The organism is Actinokineospora sp. NPDC004072 (assembly GCF_053604195.1).
Window position 1 is genome coordinate 171,822 of sequence record NZ_JBSGHB010000011.1, and the last position, 14,555, is coordinate 186,376.

A 14,555-nucleotide genomic window follows, 5' to 3' on the forward strand; every position below is an offset into this window, starting at 1 on the left:
CGAACCCCTCCGCGTTTCCGACTTGCCGCGGCGCCCGATCCGTGGTTGATGCTGGGGCTGTGATGAACGACATGGCCACGCCCATCACCGTGTTCCTCAGCTACGCGCAGATCGACGACGAGGGCCTGGGGTTCGTCAAGGCGTTCCGCAAGGACCTGGAGTTCTACTGCTCGGCCGACCACGGCAGGCGGGTCGAGGTCTTCTACGACCGCACCTCGCTGGGCTGGGGCGACGAGTGGCGCACCGGCATCAGCACCGCGATCGAGGGCGCGCTGGTGTTCCTGCCGCTGGTCACGCTGACCTACTTCCAGCGGCCGTGGTGCCGGGAGGAGCTGCTGCAGTTCTACAGCTCGGCCAACACCCGCGGCGTGGTCGACCTGCTGCTGCCGGTGGTGGTGCTCGGCCACAGCCAGATCCGCGGCGACAGCGAGGACATTGCGGTGCGCATCATCGCCGACCGCCAGCAGTTCGACTTCCGCGCCGCCGCGATCGAGGGCCCGGGCACCGCGCAGTGGCGCGGCACGATGACCCGCCTGGCAGGCGAGCTGGTCGCGGCGGTCAACCGGGCCGAGCAGCGGCTCGCTCCCGCCCCCGGCCTCGACCGCGCACAGCTGGGCGAGCGGATGGCGGCGGGCGGGAAGGCGCTGGTCGACGTCCTGGTCGAGCTGGTCGCGGCGCTGCATGCGTACCTGCCGGAGCTGGAGCGGGCCGCCGAGCTGGTCGCCGACCCGGCGCTGCGCCGGGAGCGGGCCCCGCGCGTCGCCGCGGTCCTGCTCCCGGGCGGCGCCGAGCTGGAGCGGCACGGCACGGCGCTGGAGAAGGCCGCGGTGGAGCTGGACGGCAGCCTGCGGGCGTACTACGACCTGGTGATGACGGAGGGCTCGCGCGACGAGCGCGCCCGGCTGGTCGCGGACCTGTCCAAGCTCAGCTCGGGCGCCCAACCCCTCCAGGACATGTCCGAGCTGTGCGGCGACTTCCTCGACCTCCTCCGCCCCGCCGAAACCACCAGCGTCCCCATGCGCCACGCCCTGGAACCGACCCGGCGGGGCTTCCTGGCCCTGCAGAGCGCCGTGGGCATCATCCACGGATGGACGAGACTGGCCCGATGATCCGCCCCGCGACCCCAGCCGACTTCCCCCGCCTCCAGGAGATCGAGGTGGCCGCGGGCCAGGCGTTCCGCGACGTCGGCCTGCCGGAGATCGCCGACCACGATCCGCCGTCGGTGGAGGTGCTGGCGCACTTCACGCGGCAGGGGCGGGCGTGGGTGCATGATCGGGATGGCGTGGCGGCGGCCTACCTGCTCGCCAAGATCCTCGACGGCTGCGCCCACATCGCCCAGGTCACCACCGACCCGACCTTCCGCGGCCACCGCCTAGGCCAAGCCTTGATCGACCACCTCCAAACCTGGGCCCGCTCCCACTCCCTCCCCGCCCTCACCCTCACCACCTTCCGCGACATCCCCTGGAACGCCCCCTACTACCGCCGCCTCGGCTTCGTGGAAATCCCCCCAACCGGCGCCTTGGCCGACGAGGTAGCCGAAGAAGCCCGCCTGGGCTTGGACCCCGCCCTGCGAGTTTGCATGCGGAGAAAGGTGGAATAGGTCGCTCGTTCTGCGAATCTGCGCGGGCAAGTTCGTCCGAGACGACTGGAGGCGACCCGTGAAGCGGGGTAGCGGGATCGCCGCTGAAACCGGTTCGGGATCGCCCCCTTCATGAACCCACCTGAGTTTGCCCTGGTCGGCGACGTTCACAGCTTTGCCACCCCTGGCATCCCCACATGGCAGCAATACGGGTGCCTACTGCCTTGCGCCGAAACGACGCTTGTGTGGGAGTGGGAAAGTAGACGGCTGGCAACACGTGGCGGGTGGTGACGTTCAATCGGAGCGTGCCCCGGTTTGTCGATGCCGTTGTGCGGTCAGCCCAGGGCGGAGATTACGGCCTGGTGGCCTAGGTGGACGGCTTGGCGGAGGTGGTGGGGGTTTCGGGTTAGGCGGGTGATGGGTGGGGCGTCGGCGGGTGGGCGGATTTGGAGGATGGTGGTGTTGGTGGACAGGTGGGTTTCGTCGGTGGTGACGCGGGTGTGGCGGGTGGTCCAGGCCGTGAGGGCGCCGGGGGCGGTGCGGCGGAGGTAGCGGGTCACGACCGAGGTCTCGATGCGGGACGGGACCGGCAGGGGGAGGTCGGGGCGGGTGCGCAGGAGGAGGACGTGGGTTGCGCCCTGGGCGACGGCGGTGCGGAACGGGAGGGATTCGGCGATGCCCGCGTCGATGTAGGAGCGGTCGCCGATGCGGACGGGGCGGCCTGCGAGCAGCGGTAGGGCGGTGGAGGCGCGGAGGGCGGCGCGCAGGGACGCGGCGTCGTGGATGGTGGGGGCCAGGTCGACGGCGGCGCCGGTGGTGATGTCGGTGGCCAGGGGGTGGAAGGTGGTCGGGTTGGCCAGGATGGCGGCGAAGTCCATCGGGATGGCCGGGTAGACGCGCTCGACCAGGTGCTCGGTGTCGACCACCGGGCCGCCCGCCAGCGCCCGCCACGGGTTGGTCACCCGGCGCATGATCAGCGGGTCGGACCAGCCGAGGACGCCGGTCTGCGCCTGGCCCGCGAGGAACCACGCGCCGTTCAGCGCCCCCGCCGAGGCGCCGTAGACGGCGTCGAAGCACCCGGCGAAGCCGAGTTCGGCCAAGGCGGCGACCATGCCGCCGGAGAACGCGCCCCGGCTGGCCCCGCCCTCGATCGCCAGCGCCACCCGGGCGTCGTCGGCCGCGCCGGAGCGGCGGGCCAGCAGGATCTCGCGGACTGCGTGCACGCAGGCGACGGTAAACGACCGCTCATTCCGCCATCACCCGGATGTCGGGCCACGGCCACCGGCGCCCACCAGCGTTGCTCCCCGGCAACCGCCGATCCGATTGGGAGGCCCGATGACCCACCACGCATCCCGCCGCACCGTCCTGCTGGGCGGGGCCGCGGCCGCCGCCGGTCTGACCGCGCTGGGCGCCCCGGCGCTGGCAGCCCCGAGCCGCAGGCTCGCCGACCCGTTCACCCTGGGCATCGCCTCCGGCGACCCGGCCCCCGACGGCGTCGTGCTGTGGACCCGCCTGGCCACCGAGCCGCTGGCCCTCGACGGGCGCGGCGGCATGCCGTCCCGGCCGGTCCCGGTGCGCTGGCAGGTCGCCGCCGACGAGCGGTTCCGGCGCGTCGTGCGGGCCGGGGTGGCCGTCGCCCGGCCGGAGTCGGCGCACAGCGTGCACGTCGAGGTGGCAGGCCTGCGCCCGGACGCCGAGTACTTCTACCGCTTCCGCGTCGGCGACCACCTCACCGAGGTCGGCCGCACCCGCACGGCCCCGCACCCCGGCACCCTGGGCGCGCCGCTGACGATGTGCTTCGCCTCCTGCTCGCACTTCGGCGCGGGCTACTTCACCGCCTACCGCCGCCTCGCCGAGGACGACCCCGGCCTGGTCCTGCACCTGGGCGACTACCAGTACGAGTACGCCGCCCGCCCCGGCGAGGTCCGCGAGGTCGTCGGCCCGGAGACCCGCACGCTGGCCGACTACCGCCTGCGCCACGCCCAGTACAAGACCGATCCCGACCTCCAGCTGGCCCACCGCGTCGCCCCCTGGGCGGTCGTCTGGGACGACCACGAGGTTGGGCAACCAACAACAGCAGCAGTCTAGCAGCCTGCCCGCGCCGTTCCTCCTCCTGACCAGGCGTCGAAACCAAGCCTGCGAAGAGGTAGGACCAGCACGTCACAACGGCGAAGCGCCAGCCCTACGAACACTGGCGAGCCCCGTCCGGCGGGAAGCGGCCCAAGCCTCATCCACTGCACGCCTCAGGTGGTCGCGAGTTCGGTCCCTCGAGAGTGCCACTTCTCTAAGACGGCGCGCCTCTTGCACGTAGGCGCTCGCCTCGTGCTCGTGCAGATAAATCCCACACTCATTGTGCAGTGGCACGTAGGCAAGCGGCGATTCTCTCGCGAACTGAAGCAACATCCACGAGTGCGCCAGGAAAGTTGTCGCCACATCCGCTTGTACGACCCGGATTCCCCAACCTCGATCTGCCATCGCTAGTAGATGGCGCACCTGCTCGGCGAACCCTTCTGCACCACCGAACGGGATTCTCAGCGCGTTCTGATGGATATAGGCTACGTAGTCAATCGGGGGCGCGGCGTGCTGTCGCCGCTGCCGCATCTCCCAGATACTTTGACACTTCTGAGTCGACACCCCGCTAGCCGCTAGCAATCCCAAAGCATAGTCGTGAGTCTGCAACAATGTCGGGATCGCAAGAATCGACCACTCGGTTATCTGTATCGCCTGCGCTTGATGCTCCGCCCAAACGGTGGTCTGCCATCCTGGGTCTCCCCAATCCTGCCACCACACCGCCAAGGAGCCGACTCGGGAAGCGGCAAGCATTCGCGCGCGGTCTCGCAGCGGAACCTTATACAGCGTCAGCAGGACGGCGAGCTCGTCGATAGCAATCTTCCGCTTGCCGTTCTCGATACGACTTAATGTCGACATGGAACTCCCGGCGATGGTCGCTGCGTCTTCGAGCGTCAGTCCCGCCCTAGTCCGAGCCGCTCGCAGGAGTACACCCAACACTCGATCTCGCACCTGTGGCGGCCGGAAATTACCACCCATGCTGATCAAATACCTCTCACAGCCATAGAAAGTTACCTTCGCCAATCTGATGCAATACTTCTCATAAACACAGTGGACAGGCGGCGAGTCGTGTCACTTGTTCGAGGAAGGTCAACTGGAACAATTCCTCGAAGCAGCGCCTCGGCGTCTCCGATGTCGTCACGAACTATGGCATCTCGAAGGCGCTCCCATTGTCGCTTATCAAGAAAGCCGTACTGTCTGCCAAAAGCGAGAAGAACACCTTCCTCGCGTCGGCGCACATCGTCCACGCTACACATGCCTAAGCGGATCAACTCGTCACGAATTATCTGATATGGCCCCAGTTCAGTAACTAGGTCGTAGCCATCGCATAGCGCCATGTGAGCCGCAACCATCTGGACCAGCATGGTCGCCGACAGCCCTTTATGCACCTGGCCGAGGTCAATGGCCTCGCTGGCAATGTTTAAGGCAGGCTCGACGCTTCTCGTGCCGTAGGCCGCTTCGATAGCCTTCTCCAGCTTTTGAACGTACCTCTGCTTGTTGAGTCCCATCTCGCCTCTCCATTTCCGCGACTGCTCACCGCGAATCAAGCACCACGACGATGACAACCAGAAGAACTAGAGCGCAAAGCCCTCCGAGCCCCATCCAGGTTTCCACCGCGCCTACCCTCGGTCCCGTCTATTGACAGGTCGGGGAGCCCACATCCTTCGCGGACTTCGCATCGTTGGAGGAAAAGCGAAATCAGTCGGCACAGGGTGGAGCACAGGCATGCCAGAACCCGGCGGTTCAAGCGTCAGCACCCACCGCATTGTCCATAGTGCGGCACCTTCGTACCGGTCGATGACATGCGTGGGAAAGAAGGGGTCGTCTCCTTGGCTGCGTGGTGTCCTATAGGCCATAGCCGCCTTCTCCGACCACATTATCAGGACGTCAGCCACGCTAGGGTGGTCCTTGGTCGCGCAGAGGGCTACAACAGGGTCACCGAACCCCCAGATAGCCCAGCTCCGCAACCGGAGTTCAGAAAGGCAAAGATCAACGCTCGCGAACGAGGACTTGAATGTTCCACGCATTGCATGGTCCTTGGTGTTCAGCCGTCACTAGCGATTCTTTCCGCTAGAGCGGCACCCATTGGATGCACTCAGGCCGAGTGCCCGTATCCAGCCATTCAATCAACGCCGTGCGCGCAGCTGCGATGGGTATTGCGGCCGACCGAGGGAACGTAGCACCCGTCGACCCATTAAAGATGAGGTCGACCTCTGGCGGTTCGGGGGAAGGGTTGAAGGAAATGACCATCGGCCCGCCGGGGTCGTCATGATCTAGGTAATTGAGCGCCGCAGCCCCTTTTGCCGGGCTTGCGCTCACCCTCATCTGCTGATTCGGTACCGGACCGGAACGACTGGTGTAGTACTCGACGTCACCTAGGTAGAGGATGGACTCCCAACTCCCGTGGTCGATGCCTAGCAACTCGTCAATCAGTCCGACCGCTTCTCTTTTCCCACGCACGACCCGCCCCACTCCGGTCGTCAACACAGCCGTGACGATCATTCGAGTTTGCGTCTAACAAACAACGCTCCCATAGCCTTCTCCCGTATCGCACTCATTGTCGCGACGCCCGTCGCCCATTTCGTGCGACAAAGGTCGACCACCTGCAGGGTAGATGTCTATTACCATTTGAGAATGGCCTATGCCAGGCGCGGCATAACTGCGAGGTCGAACAGCACATCCGGCATCCCAGGGTTCACCCGGATAGGGGACACGCGCGCGGGGGGTCACCTGCTCCGCAGGCACGCAAGGAGCTGGTGCAGGCAGGAACGCACCAAAGGTCGCTGCATGCGGAGCGACAGGGCTACCCTGGAGAGGCGGTGACACAGGGGGCCTGATGAGCAGCGACAAGAGCAAGTGGGCAAGCAGCAGGATCGGTGGTGTTCCCAAGAAGTGCGCTAGTTGCTCATCCCCGCTTACACCGGACAACACTGCCCAACTCTGCGGTCGCTGCCTCCGCGACCAGCGCGATCAACTTCGCACCCCGGCACCTGTAGGAGAAGGTTTCTGGGAAACGGACGCCCTACGTGCGGCGTTCCAATCCCAGCACATCGGCCGGGTTCTCAAGGCGTACCGACACCACCCGCACTTTCTGAAGCTGTTCGGGAAGGCGCTGAACCAGCAAACCCTTGGGCGCTGGTTGGGGCTCACGCAGGCGCAGGTTTCCAAGCTGGAGAACGGGAAACCTGAGAACAACCTGGACACTCTCAGATCCTACGCTTCGATTCTCCACATTCCGCAACGCATGCTGTGGTTCGACCTACCGGGGCAGACACGAATCAACGTTGATCCGGCCGCGTCGGTCAACTCGCCCACCTTGGGAGCTCAATACCCGACAATCCATCGAGTAAGCGCCCTGTCAACTCCCGCTGGTGCGATCAACGACCCTATCCTTGTCGTCCACCGCATGTCCGAGGCGCGAGTTCACTTCGAGCAGATGTACCGCAACTCTGGAGGACTGGCCGCGGGAAGCAGAATCGATTCCTTCCTTGCCCGCGAGGCGGTGCCGATGCTACTCGGCGGCGGCGCATCCCACGACGAACTAGAACTGCGAAGGCAGCGAGCCTTTGGGAGTCTGGTCGCGCTCGCGGGAGTTTGCGCATACGACTCCGAAGAATGGTCCGTCGCTCACTCCCGGTTCTACCAAGCTTTGGCGATCGCGGAGCGCACGCAAGACCGTCGGTTCCACTCGTATGTGCTGGCTCTAATGGCCAATCAAGCGCTCGCGTTAGAGGACTACGTACAAGCGGTGAACCTAGCCGATTTGGGTCTACGCTCTTCCGGGAAAGCGCCGGTGTCGCCGTTGAGCATCGATTTGCAGACAATGAAAGCCAAAGCCTTGGCATCGATGGGCGACACCGCTTCGGCTATGTCTGCGATCCGTGAGATCGAGTCAGCGGTAGCCAACGTCTCCGGCAACGGCGAGGTGGGCGAGGCAAGTTATGCGCAGGAAGGGCACTTGCAGGCTCAGCTTGCCGAAGCCCTGACCAACCTGGGAGAGATTGCCGCAGCCCACCGCTACGCCGAACAATCAGTTCTCAGCGAAGGGCACGCTCGGGGGAAGGTCAATCGCCTCGCGTCGTTGGCAACGTTGGAGTACGCAAAGGGAGATCTTGAACGCGCTTCCGCGCTCGCCTGCGAGATGGTGGAAATAGCCCGCGGGATGGACTCTCGTCGCTTGGCCAGTCGGTTCGCCAAGCTTCGCAATGCACTCGCCAGCCGCCCAGCCACCGTGAGCCGAGAAGCCATAGCTAGGATAGATACCGCTATCTCGTTTATTCCGTAGGAGACTCGCCGCAATAGGAGGCCATCGGCGTGGAATGGAAGAATCTTGGCGAAACACCGGTCTATGAGAACCGGTGGTTCAAGGTCAAGCTAGCCGATGTCGAGTTGCCCGACGGTCGCCACCTGGACCATTTCGTCATCCGCCAGCGACCCGTTGCCCTCACTGCGGCCGTCAACGCGCAGAACGAAGTGATGCTGTTGTGGCGACACCGGTTCATCACGGATACGTGGGGGTGGGAGCTGCCCGCTGGCGTCGTTGACGACGGTGAAACCATCGAAGAGGCAGCGGCACGGGAGATGCTTGAAGAGACGGGTTGGCGAGCAGGTCGATTGCACCCGCTCATGACGGTTGAGCCGTCTAACGGTCTTTCTGACGCCTTGCACCACGTCTACTGGGCCGAAGGCGCGGAGTATGTCGGGCATCCTGAAGACGATTTCGAGTCAGGCCGCCGGGAGTGGGTTGCGCTTGAGCGCGTGCCTGAGTTGATCAGCAAGGGCGAGGTCCGTAGTGCCAATGCCGTCGCCGCGTTGCTGCTTCTTCACCACAAGCTGGTTGGCCACCACTCATAGGCTAAGCCCCCGAAGATCAACATTCTCCAGATGAATAGTCGTCCTCACATATTCTTTCTCGGCATACGCGGGCGATCGACACCGCGGCTGACCTGCGGCATTCCGCTGACGGTATAAGCCTATTCCAGATCCGATGTAGTGATGCCCATGGCACGACGGGCTTACTGGTTGCAGCGGTTCACGAATTCCCGTGAACAGGCTCCAACCAGTCCCTCGTCGCGTGGGACTCGTCACCGAAGGATCAACCACCGATGGAACGCTGGGAATCGCTGCAAGCCCGCCTCTACCACTTGGGCTATCTGGGCGAGGAACTAGAGAATGTCGCTTGTGCGCCCGACCAAGGCGCTTGGCTGTACCGACTGATCGCTGACCAGGCCAGCAAGGTTGCGGCTATTGCGGCCGCTTACGCACAGGCATACGACAGCGCTGCCGCGTACTACGCCGACCCGGAAGCGGCCGCTTGGGGCGTGTGGGGTGAAGCGCGATGAGCGGTTGGACTCTCACGCCGGTACAGGCGTTGGCTGGCCTGACGGCCGCATTGGTCGTCTTGTGGGTGTGCCGCTCATCGGCGCGGCGGGCGCGCCTCGCGGCTGAGCACGCGAGGTCTGGCACGCGGTTGTTCTCGCTTGTTGGACGAACCGTGGTCGTAGCGATCGCGGTTTGTGGTGGGCAGTGGTTGGCGCTGACCCACCCGAGCAGCACGTGGGCGGTGAAGGCCGGTGCGTTGCTGTTGCCTGCGCTGCTCGCGAGCGGGACGTTGGTTCGGGCACTGACCATTTCCTCTGGGACGTCCCGCCGTGACCGCTCGGGCGGTGGTCGCCGATGACGGATCAGAACGTGCCCGATCAGACTGGCCGGGCTCTGGTTCGACACGTGTTCGAAGGGGAAGTGCTACCCGAGGAAGCCGTTGCTACGCAAGCGAAACCCACCTCTAGAAGGTGGCAGTGGGTTTGCTCCGCGGGGCGCTCCATCGCTGCTCTTGACGTGGTGGTTCGCGCACGGTCGGTGGCTGCCTATCGGGTGCGGAAAGCCCCACGTGATGCAGTCAGACTGCTGTGGTTCCTGGTGCGCGGCGTGGGCAGGTGGATCGGCAAGGCATGGCGATGGGTGTCCTATGCCGACCTCAGGGCTGACGCACGCGCCGCCCGGCTGGCAGGCGACACGGCAGCCCGGCGGACCGCGCAGGAGCTGATCCGCGCCGATGCCCGGGTTAGGTGGGCCAAGTGCGGGGTCTTCCTGCGACGCGCAGTGGTCTCGGCCGCCGTGGTGGCGGTAGTGCTGTTCCTCCTGGCGCTGGTCGCCATGTTCGCCGACCGGGCGAGCCTGCCGGGGTGGTTGCGGGCCGTCTACGCGGTCCGTGACGCGCTAGCTGGCGCGGCATTGGTCGCCTGGACGTGGCTACCCGTCATCGGCACGACCGCACTCGTCGCGGCTGCTGTGTGGGAGGGCCGGGACCGCACGCCCGGCGCAGGGTGGTTGACCCGCCCGGACCGCGACGACTCCGACTCGTGGGTTGACGAGAGGATGATCTCCCGTGCGTTGACCCATCTCGGAATCGCCCCGCTCAACACCTTCGTCAAACGCGGCGGCGAACTCGTCTACACGGTTCCCGCCCGCAAGGACGGTGACGGCACCTACGCGCAGGTTCGACTTCCCCTCGGGGTGACGGCGGAGATGGTGACCGACCGGCGCAAGGTGCTGGCCGCGAATCTCGGCCGAGCTGCGTTGGAGACATGGCCGACCACCGGCGCCGAAGACGGTCTGTTGGACCTGTGGGTTGCCGACAAAGGAACCCTGTCCGGCGGCGCGGGTGAGTGGCCGCTGCTGCACGACGGGACCGTAGACGTGTTCGACGGGGTTCCGTTCGGGCTCTCGCAGCGTGGTGAGGTGATCAGCGGCCCGCTGTTCGCGTCCAACTGGCTGGTTGGTGGCAGGCCGGGACAAGGCAAGTCGAACGTCTTGCGGGTTCTGCTGCTGGGGGCCGGGCTGGACCCGACAGCGGAACTGTGGGTGTTCGTGATGGGCGAGAGCCCGGATTTCGAGCCCCTAGCGCCGCGCCTGGGCCGCTACCGGGTGGGCATGGATGACTCGGTGGCCGCTGACGCCGTAGCCGCCCTGGAAGACCTGCTGGGCGAGATGGAGCGGCGGGGGAAGGTGCTCGGCTGCCAGCCGGGCCGTCCGCCCAAGATCTCCCGTCGTCTGGCCGACCGCCCCGGACTCGGACTCCATCCGCTGATCCTGGCGATCGACGAATGCCATGAGTTGTTCCAGCACCCTCGCTACGGCAAGAAGGCCGAGGAACTTGCCGTACGGCTGATCAAGCGTGGCCGCAAGTACGGAGTCATCCTGCTACTGGCCACTCAATCGCCGACAAAGGACAGCATTCCCAAGGAGGTGACCCGGAACGTCTCCTGTGGCATCGCATTTTCCGTCGCCGACCATGTTGCCAACGACGGACTCCTTGGCTCAGGCAAGTACCGGGCTGGCATCCGGGCGACAGAATTGCGCATGGGCACCGACCGGGGAACCTGCGTCGCGGTCGGAGTCACAGACAGTCCCTTCGATCTGGTCCGCACGTTCTACGTAGCCTTCGAGGACGGGAGCGATGAAGTCACCCCGGTAGTGGCTCGCGCTCTAACCCTCCGTGAGGGAAACGCACAGGTATACGCGGTCGAGAACAGGTTGGAGATCGAGGGGGCGACCGTCGACCACCTATCCGATATCCACCAGGTGATCAACGGCGAACCAAGGGTGAGGACTCAGGTCGTCCTTGCCCGGTTAGCCGCGCTCAACCCGACTGTTTACGAACCGTGGAATGCGCGGAACCTGCGGGCAGTCTTGACGGAATATGGCATCCGGCCACGAAAGTCCGACGGCGCGATGGTCGTCCGAGCCGATGACGTCGCGGACGCGATCAACCGTCGTGGCCACAGGGAGACACCAGGGAGCCAGGGACCTATCCCTACCTCTTCCTATGTCCCACATCCCTGGCCTGACCAGGGCGGTTATCAGGGAGGGAGTCAGCCGAGCGCGCACGCCCACGACGCGGAAACCCTCGTAGTCCGCGCACCGGAGGGCGGGCCGAGCAGCTCCCTCCCCGGTGCGAGTGGAGGTGGTCACCACGGCGGCTGACCACTCACAGGGAGCAGAGGCTTCTGCAACTAACCGCACTCAGGAAAGCGGCAGAGAAAATGCGATTCGAGACCGTGAAGTTGAACTGGATAACCCTAACGACGATCGGGGGCGAACGATCCCCGCCGCTGCTTCCGCGAGCAGGATGATTGCGGTTACGCTGATGAATGGATCGGACGGTTCACTTTGGGTGACCGTCGCGGGTAAGGACGCCGAACAGGTCGCGGCGAAAATTAGGGAGGCATGCGACCTGCTGATCCCCACGCAACCACGATACGAACGCTAGATAAGGGTGAGCCCCCTCCATGCTGCATGGAAGGGGCTCACCCCTTGTTCGATTGGCCAATGAATTTGAACGTGCAAGGTTCAGAATAACCAACACGATGCAGTCGAAACGGGTCCCCCTAACTCTTGACTGGCGTGTCGAGGGGGATAGTAACCGTGCTCGCTTGCGCACCATCGAGAGTAATGGTCTCGACATGCTGAGCTAGTTCAGGCATGGCTTCGCGCCAGCCGTCTGGCAGGCGGAAACCAGCATCCAGTGTTCCATCCGGGTTCTTGCGCACCGCGAATCGGTATCCCAGTTCCAACCATCGCAGCCGTCGATCCTCAGGAGACAACCCAGCCAACTCTTCCTGCCAAGTCCGATCGGTGGGAACCCAACGCACGCCCCCAGGGTCGGCGGGCAGAGCCCGGAGCGTGTCGATATCGCGAAGAATTCGATCTCCCTCATCCATCACCCTGCGCCGATCCGCGGGCGTTGTCGCTTTGGCGACCGCCGTCATCGCGCGGGAGTATTCGCGTTCAAGTTTGGCGATCTCGTTGGCATGGCTGGTCGGCGGCAACACGATCCGTTCCCGAACGGGCACCATCGCGAAGAGCCTGTAGAAGGTCTGTTCCGCCATCGGTTCGATAACCTCTACCCGCATCGCGGGTCCATGTTGCCGGGTGGGGCACTGCCAGTAGTTGTAAAGGTAGGACACCGTTGACCCATCCTTGGCTGTCCGCTTCGCAGTAGCGATCCGGTGCCACAGGGGTTCCAGGCAATCCGCGCAGACCAGAACCCCAGAGAACGGGTAGGGCTGGTTGCTGCCTCTACTCTTGCGCCGCGCCTTCTCATCCAGCTTGGCTGAAATCTCAGCCTGTTCGGCGGGTTCGAAAATGCCGAACTCCACGAGGTCCGGGTGCTCAAGCAGCCTGCGCAGAACAGTGACGTTCCACTCGTACCCCTTCAGTTCGACACTGCCCGGGTCGTGACCACGCCGTTCGGCTGATAGCTGTAGTTGACGGTCCCTCGGACTGACGACGTGGTTTTCGTTCAACCATCGACACATAGCGGAAAGCCCGGTCCCTTGACGCGCCTGCTCCGAGAGCTTGTGCAGAACCTTGACCGCGTACTGATCTAGGCCGAGAATCCAACCGCCCCCAGGCAATTCCACCGGCATCGTTCCGTAGAGGTGCCCTTCACCACCCCAACGGCCCGCCTCTTTCAATGCGGCTTTGGATGCGCGGAACCTCTCGCGCATCCGCTCCCGTTCCATTCGAGCAAAGGCAGCGATGAGCGTGATCATGAACTCGCTCATCGAATTCGACGAATCGATGCCTTCGGCGATGCAGATGAGTCGCTTTCCACGCGCCCGCAGCCAGTCCAGTAGCGTCAGCGCATCCATGACGTTTCGAACGAGGCGATCCAGCTTCGACACAACCAGGGTCTTCCACGGGCGGGGAGGCGCATCGGTCAGCCACTCTTTCAGCCCTTCCCTCTTGAAAGGGTCGAGATCGCCCGACACGTGCAAGTCTTCCACGGTGGCGAGAATGGGAACTCCGAAGGCATTAGACCAACGGTGCGTTTCCTTCGTCTGCGTCGCACTCGACATGCTCTCGTCGGTGTAGTGCGACTGACGCGCGTAGCAGACCGCGCCGTCACCATCCGGGGTGAACGGGACCACTGCGGGCTTGTCGCTGAGTTGCTTCTGGAACTTGCGCCGTGCACGGCGGGTAGGTGATGCGCTCATCGCTCGTATCCTCGCTGGTAGGCCGCTTGTCGACTGTAGTTGGCTGACCCGCTTGGTGGGACCACGAGACCGAGAACAACTGGGCGGACGAGGTCCCCGAGCAGCCGGACCCGGCCTTCCTCGACCGGCGCGCCGCGGCCTTCCAGGCGTACTACGAGAACATGCCGCTGCGCCGGGCGGCCCGCCCGCGCGGCATCGACATGCGGCTCTACCGGCGGATCGGCTGGGGCTCGCTGGCGAACTTCCACATGCTCGACACCCGCCAGTACCGCGACGACCAGGCGTGCGGCGACGGCACGCGGGTCGACTGCGCGGAGCGGCTGGACCCGACTCGGACGATCACCGGCGTCGAGCAGGAGCGGTGGCTGGCCGACGGGCTGGCCCGGTCCCGGGCCCGCTGGGACGTGCTGGGCCAGCAGGTGTTCTTCGCCCAGCGCGACCTGCGGGTCGGCCCGGACCAGGGCTTCAGCATGGACAGCTGGGACGGCTACCAGGCCAACCGCGACCGCGTCGCCGGGATGCTCGGCCGGACCCGCAACGCCGTCGTGCTGACCGGCGACGTGCACCGGCACTGGGCGGGCGAGGTGCTGGAGACCTGGGACCGCCCCGACTCCCGCCGGGTGGCGACCGAGCTCGTCGCCACCTCGGTGACCTCCGGCGGCGACGGCGACGACTCCGACAACGCCGCGGTCCTGGCGGAGAACCCGCATCTGAAGTTCTACAGCAACCGCCGCGGCTACGTGCGCACCCGGATCAGCGCACGCGAACTGCGGGCCGACTTCCGCACCCTCCCCGCGGTCAGCACCCCGAACGCCCCGGCCACCACCGCTGCGACATTCGTCGTAGCCGACCGCGACCCGACGTTGCACCGCGCTTGATCTCCAGGCCGAGGTGCGTTGACGGGG

At 65.2% G+C, this 14,555-nt stretch carries 11 protein-coding genes and 2 pseudogenes; 8 read left to right on the forward strand and 5 right to left on the reverse strand.

Annotation, left to right across the window (positions count from 1 at the left end; all coding sequences use genetic code 11):
* Positions 1–71 precede the first annotated feature (71 nt).
* Both ACWEPX_RS18880 and ACWEPX_RS18885 read left to right on the forward strand, forming a co-directional pair.
* Entirely contained in the window at positions 72–1,109 is a 1,038-nt protein-coding gene (locus ACWEPX_RS18880; RefSeq protein ID WP_451898489.1) for a toll/interleukin-1 receptor domain-containing protein, read from the forward strand.
* Positions 1,088–1,600 carry a GNAT family N-acetyltransferase gene (locus ACWEPX_RS18885; RefSeq protein ID WP_451898490.1) on the forward strand — a complete coding sequence of 171 codons (513 nt, stop codon included), beginning with the start codon at positions 1,088–1,090 and terminating at the stop codon, positions 1,598–1,600. Before ACWEPX_RS18880 ends, ACWEPX_RS18885 begins: the two co-directional genes overlap by 22 nt.
* A gap of 314 nt (positions 1,601–1,914) precedes the next feature.
* On the opposite strand, the gene ACWEPX_RS18890 is transcribed toward ACWEPX_RS18885, so the two are convergent.
* Entirely contained in the window at positions 1,915–2,802 is an 888-nt protein-coding gene (locus tag ACWEPX_RS18890) for a patatin-like phospholipase family protein (protein WP_451898491.1), read from the reverse strand.
* A gap of 112 nt (positions 2,803–2,914) precedes the next feature.
* Between ACWEPX_RS18890 and ACWEPX_RS18895 the strand changes: the two are divergent.
* Positions 2,915–3,640 (forward strand): annotated as a pseudogene (locus tag ACWEPX_RS18895) (alkaline phosphatase D family protein); the annotation flags it as partial.
* A gap of 99 nt (positions 3,641–3,739) precedes the next feature.
* Here ACWEPX_RS18895 and ACWEPX_RS18900 read toward each other — a convergent pair.
* From ACWEPX_RS18900 to ACWEPX_RS18910, 3 genes are all read right to left on the reverse strand, one after another.
* The gene (locus ACWEPX_RS18900) at positions 3,740–4,627 is read right to left on the reverse strand and encodes a helix-turn-helix domain-containing protein (protein WP_451898594.1); all 888 of its coding nucleotides are present in this window, start codon (positions 4,625–4,627) and stop codon (positions 3,740–3,742) included.
* Positions 4,628–4,659: 32 nt separating this feature from the next.
* A complete protein-coding gene (locus ACWEPX_RS18905; RefSeq protein ID WP_451898492.1) occupies positions 4,660–5,157 on the reverse strand; it encodes a hypothetical protein in 498 nt (165 codons plus the stop codon).
* A gap of 562 nt (positions 5,158–5,719) precedes the next feature.
* Positions 5,720–6,151, reverse strand: coding sequence for an Imm1 family immunity protein (locus tag ACWEPX_RS18910; protein ID WP_451898493.1), 432 nt, complete (start codon positions 6,149–6,151; stop codon positions 5,720–5,722).
* A gap of 334 nt (positions 6,152–6,485) precedes the next feature.
* On the opposite strand from ACWEPX_RS18910, the gene ACWEPX_RS18915 reads away from it, so the two are divergent.
* The 4 genes from ACWEPX_RS18915 (at position 6,486) to ACWEPX_RS18930 (ending at position 11,635) form a co-directional block, all read left to right on the forward strand.
* Positions 6,486–7,934 (forward strand): helix-turn-helix domain-containing protein, encoded by a 1,449-nt coding sequence (locus ACWEPX_RS18915; RefSeq protein WP_451898494.1) that lies wholly within the window; start codon positions 6,486–6,488, stop codon positions 7,932–7,934.
* A gap of 29 nt (positions 7,935–7,963) precedes the next feature.
* Complete coding sequence (locus ACWEPX_RS18920; RefSeq protein WP_451898495.1) at positions 7,964–8,503, forward strand: NUDIX hydrolase; 540 nt, start codon at positions 7,964–7,966, stop codon at positions 8,501–8,503.
* Between the two features lie 251 nt (positions 8,504–8,754).
* Complete coding sequence (locus tag ACWEPX_RS18925; protein ID WP_451898496.1) at positions 8,755–8,991, forward strand: hypothetical protein; 237 nt, start codon at positions 8,755–8,757, stop codon at positions 8,989–8,991.
* Between the two features lie 586 nt (positions 8,992–9,577).
* The gene (locus tag ACWEPX_RS18930) at positions 9,578–11,635 is read left to right on the forward strand and encodes a hypothetical protein (protein WP_451898497.1); all 2,058 of its coding nucleotides are present in this window, start codon (positions 9,578–9,580) and stop codon (positions 11,633–11,635) included.
* Positions 11,636–12,039: 404 nt separating this feature from the next.
* Here ACWEPX_RS18930 and ACWEPX_RS18935 read toward each other — a convergent pair whose 3' ends face one another.
* Positions 12,040–13,650, reverse strand: coding sequence for a recombinase family protein (locus ACWEPX_RS18935; protein WP_451898498.1), 1,611 nt, complete (start codon positions 13,648–13,650; stop codon positions 12,040–12,042).
* A 59-nt stretch (positions 13,651–13,709) separates the two neighbouring features.
* Between ACWEPX_RS18935 and ACWEPX_RS18940 the strand changes: the two are divergent.
* Positions 13,710–14,528 (forward strand): annotated as a pseudogene (locus ACWEPX_RS18940) (alkaline phosphatase D family protein); the annotation flags it as partial.
* Positions 14,529–14,555: the final 27 nt, after the last annotated feature.

What these genes read in the sequence shown, in the direction of transcription:
- ACWEPX_RS18880 (WP_451898489.1), top strand. Translation starts at nt 72, where the DNA reads ATGGCCACGCCCATCACCGTGTTCCTCAGCTACGCGCAGATCGACGAC.
- ACWEPX_RS18885 (WP_451898490.1), top strand. Translation starts at nt 1,088, where the DNA reads ATGGACGAGACTGGCCCGATGATCCGCCCCGCGACCCCAGCCGACTTC.
- ACWEPX_RS18900 (WP_451898594.1), bottom strand. Translation starts at nt 4,627, where the DNA reads ATGGGTGGTAATTTCCGGCCGCCACAGGTGCGAGATCGAGTGTTGGGT.
- ACWEPX_RS18905 (WP_451898492.1), bottom strand. Translation starts at nt 5,157, where the DNA reads ATGGGACTCAACAAGCAGAGGTACGTTCAAAAGCTGGAGAAGGCTATC.
- ACWEPX_RS18910 (WP_451898493.1), bottom strand. Translation starts at nt 6,151, where the DNA reads ATGATCGTCACGGCTGTGTTGACGACCGGAGTGGGGCGGGTCGTGCGT.
- ACWEPX_RS18915 (WP_451898494.1), top strand. Translation starts at nt 6,486, where the DNA reads ATGAGCAGCGACAAGAGCAAGTGGGCAAGCAGCAGGATCGGTGGTGTT.
- ACWEPX_RS18925 (WP_451898496.1), top strand. Translation starts at nt 8,755, where the DNA reads ATGGAACGCTGGGAATCGCTGCAAGCCCGCCTCTACCACTTGGGCTAT.
- ACWEPX_RS18935 (WP_451898498.1), bottom strand. Translation starts at nt 13,650, where the DNA reads ATGAGCGCATCACCTACCCGCCGTGCACGGCGCAAGTTCCAGAAGCAA.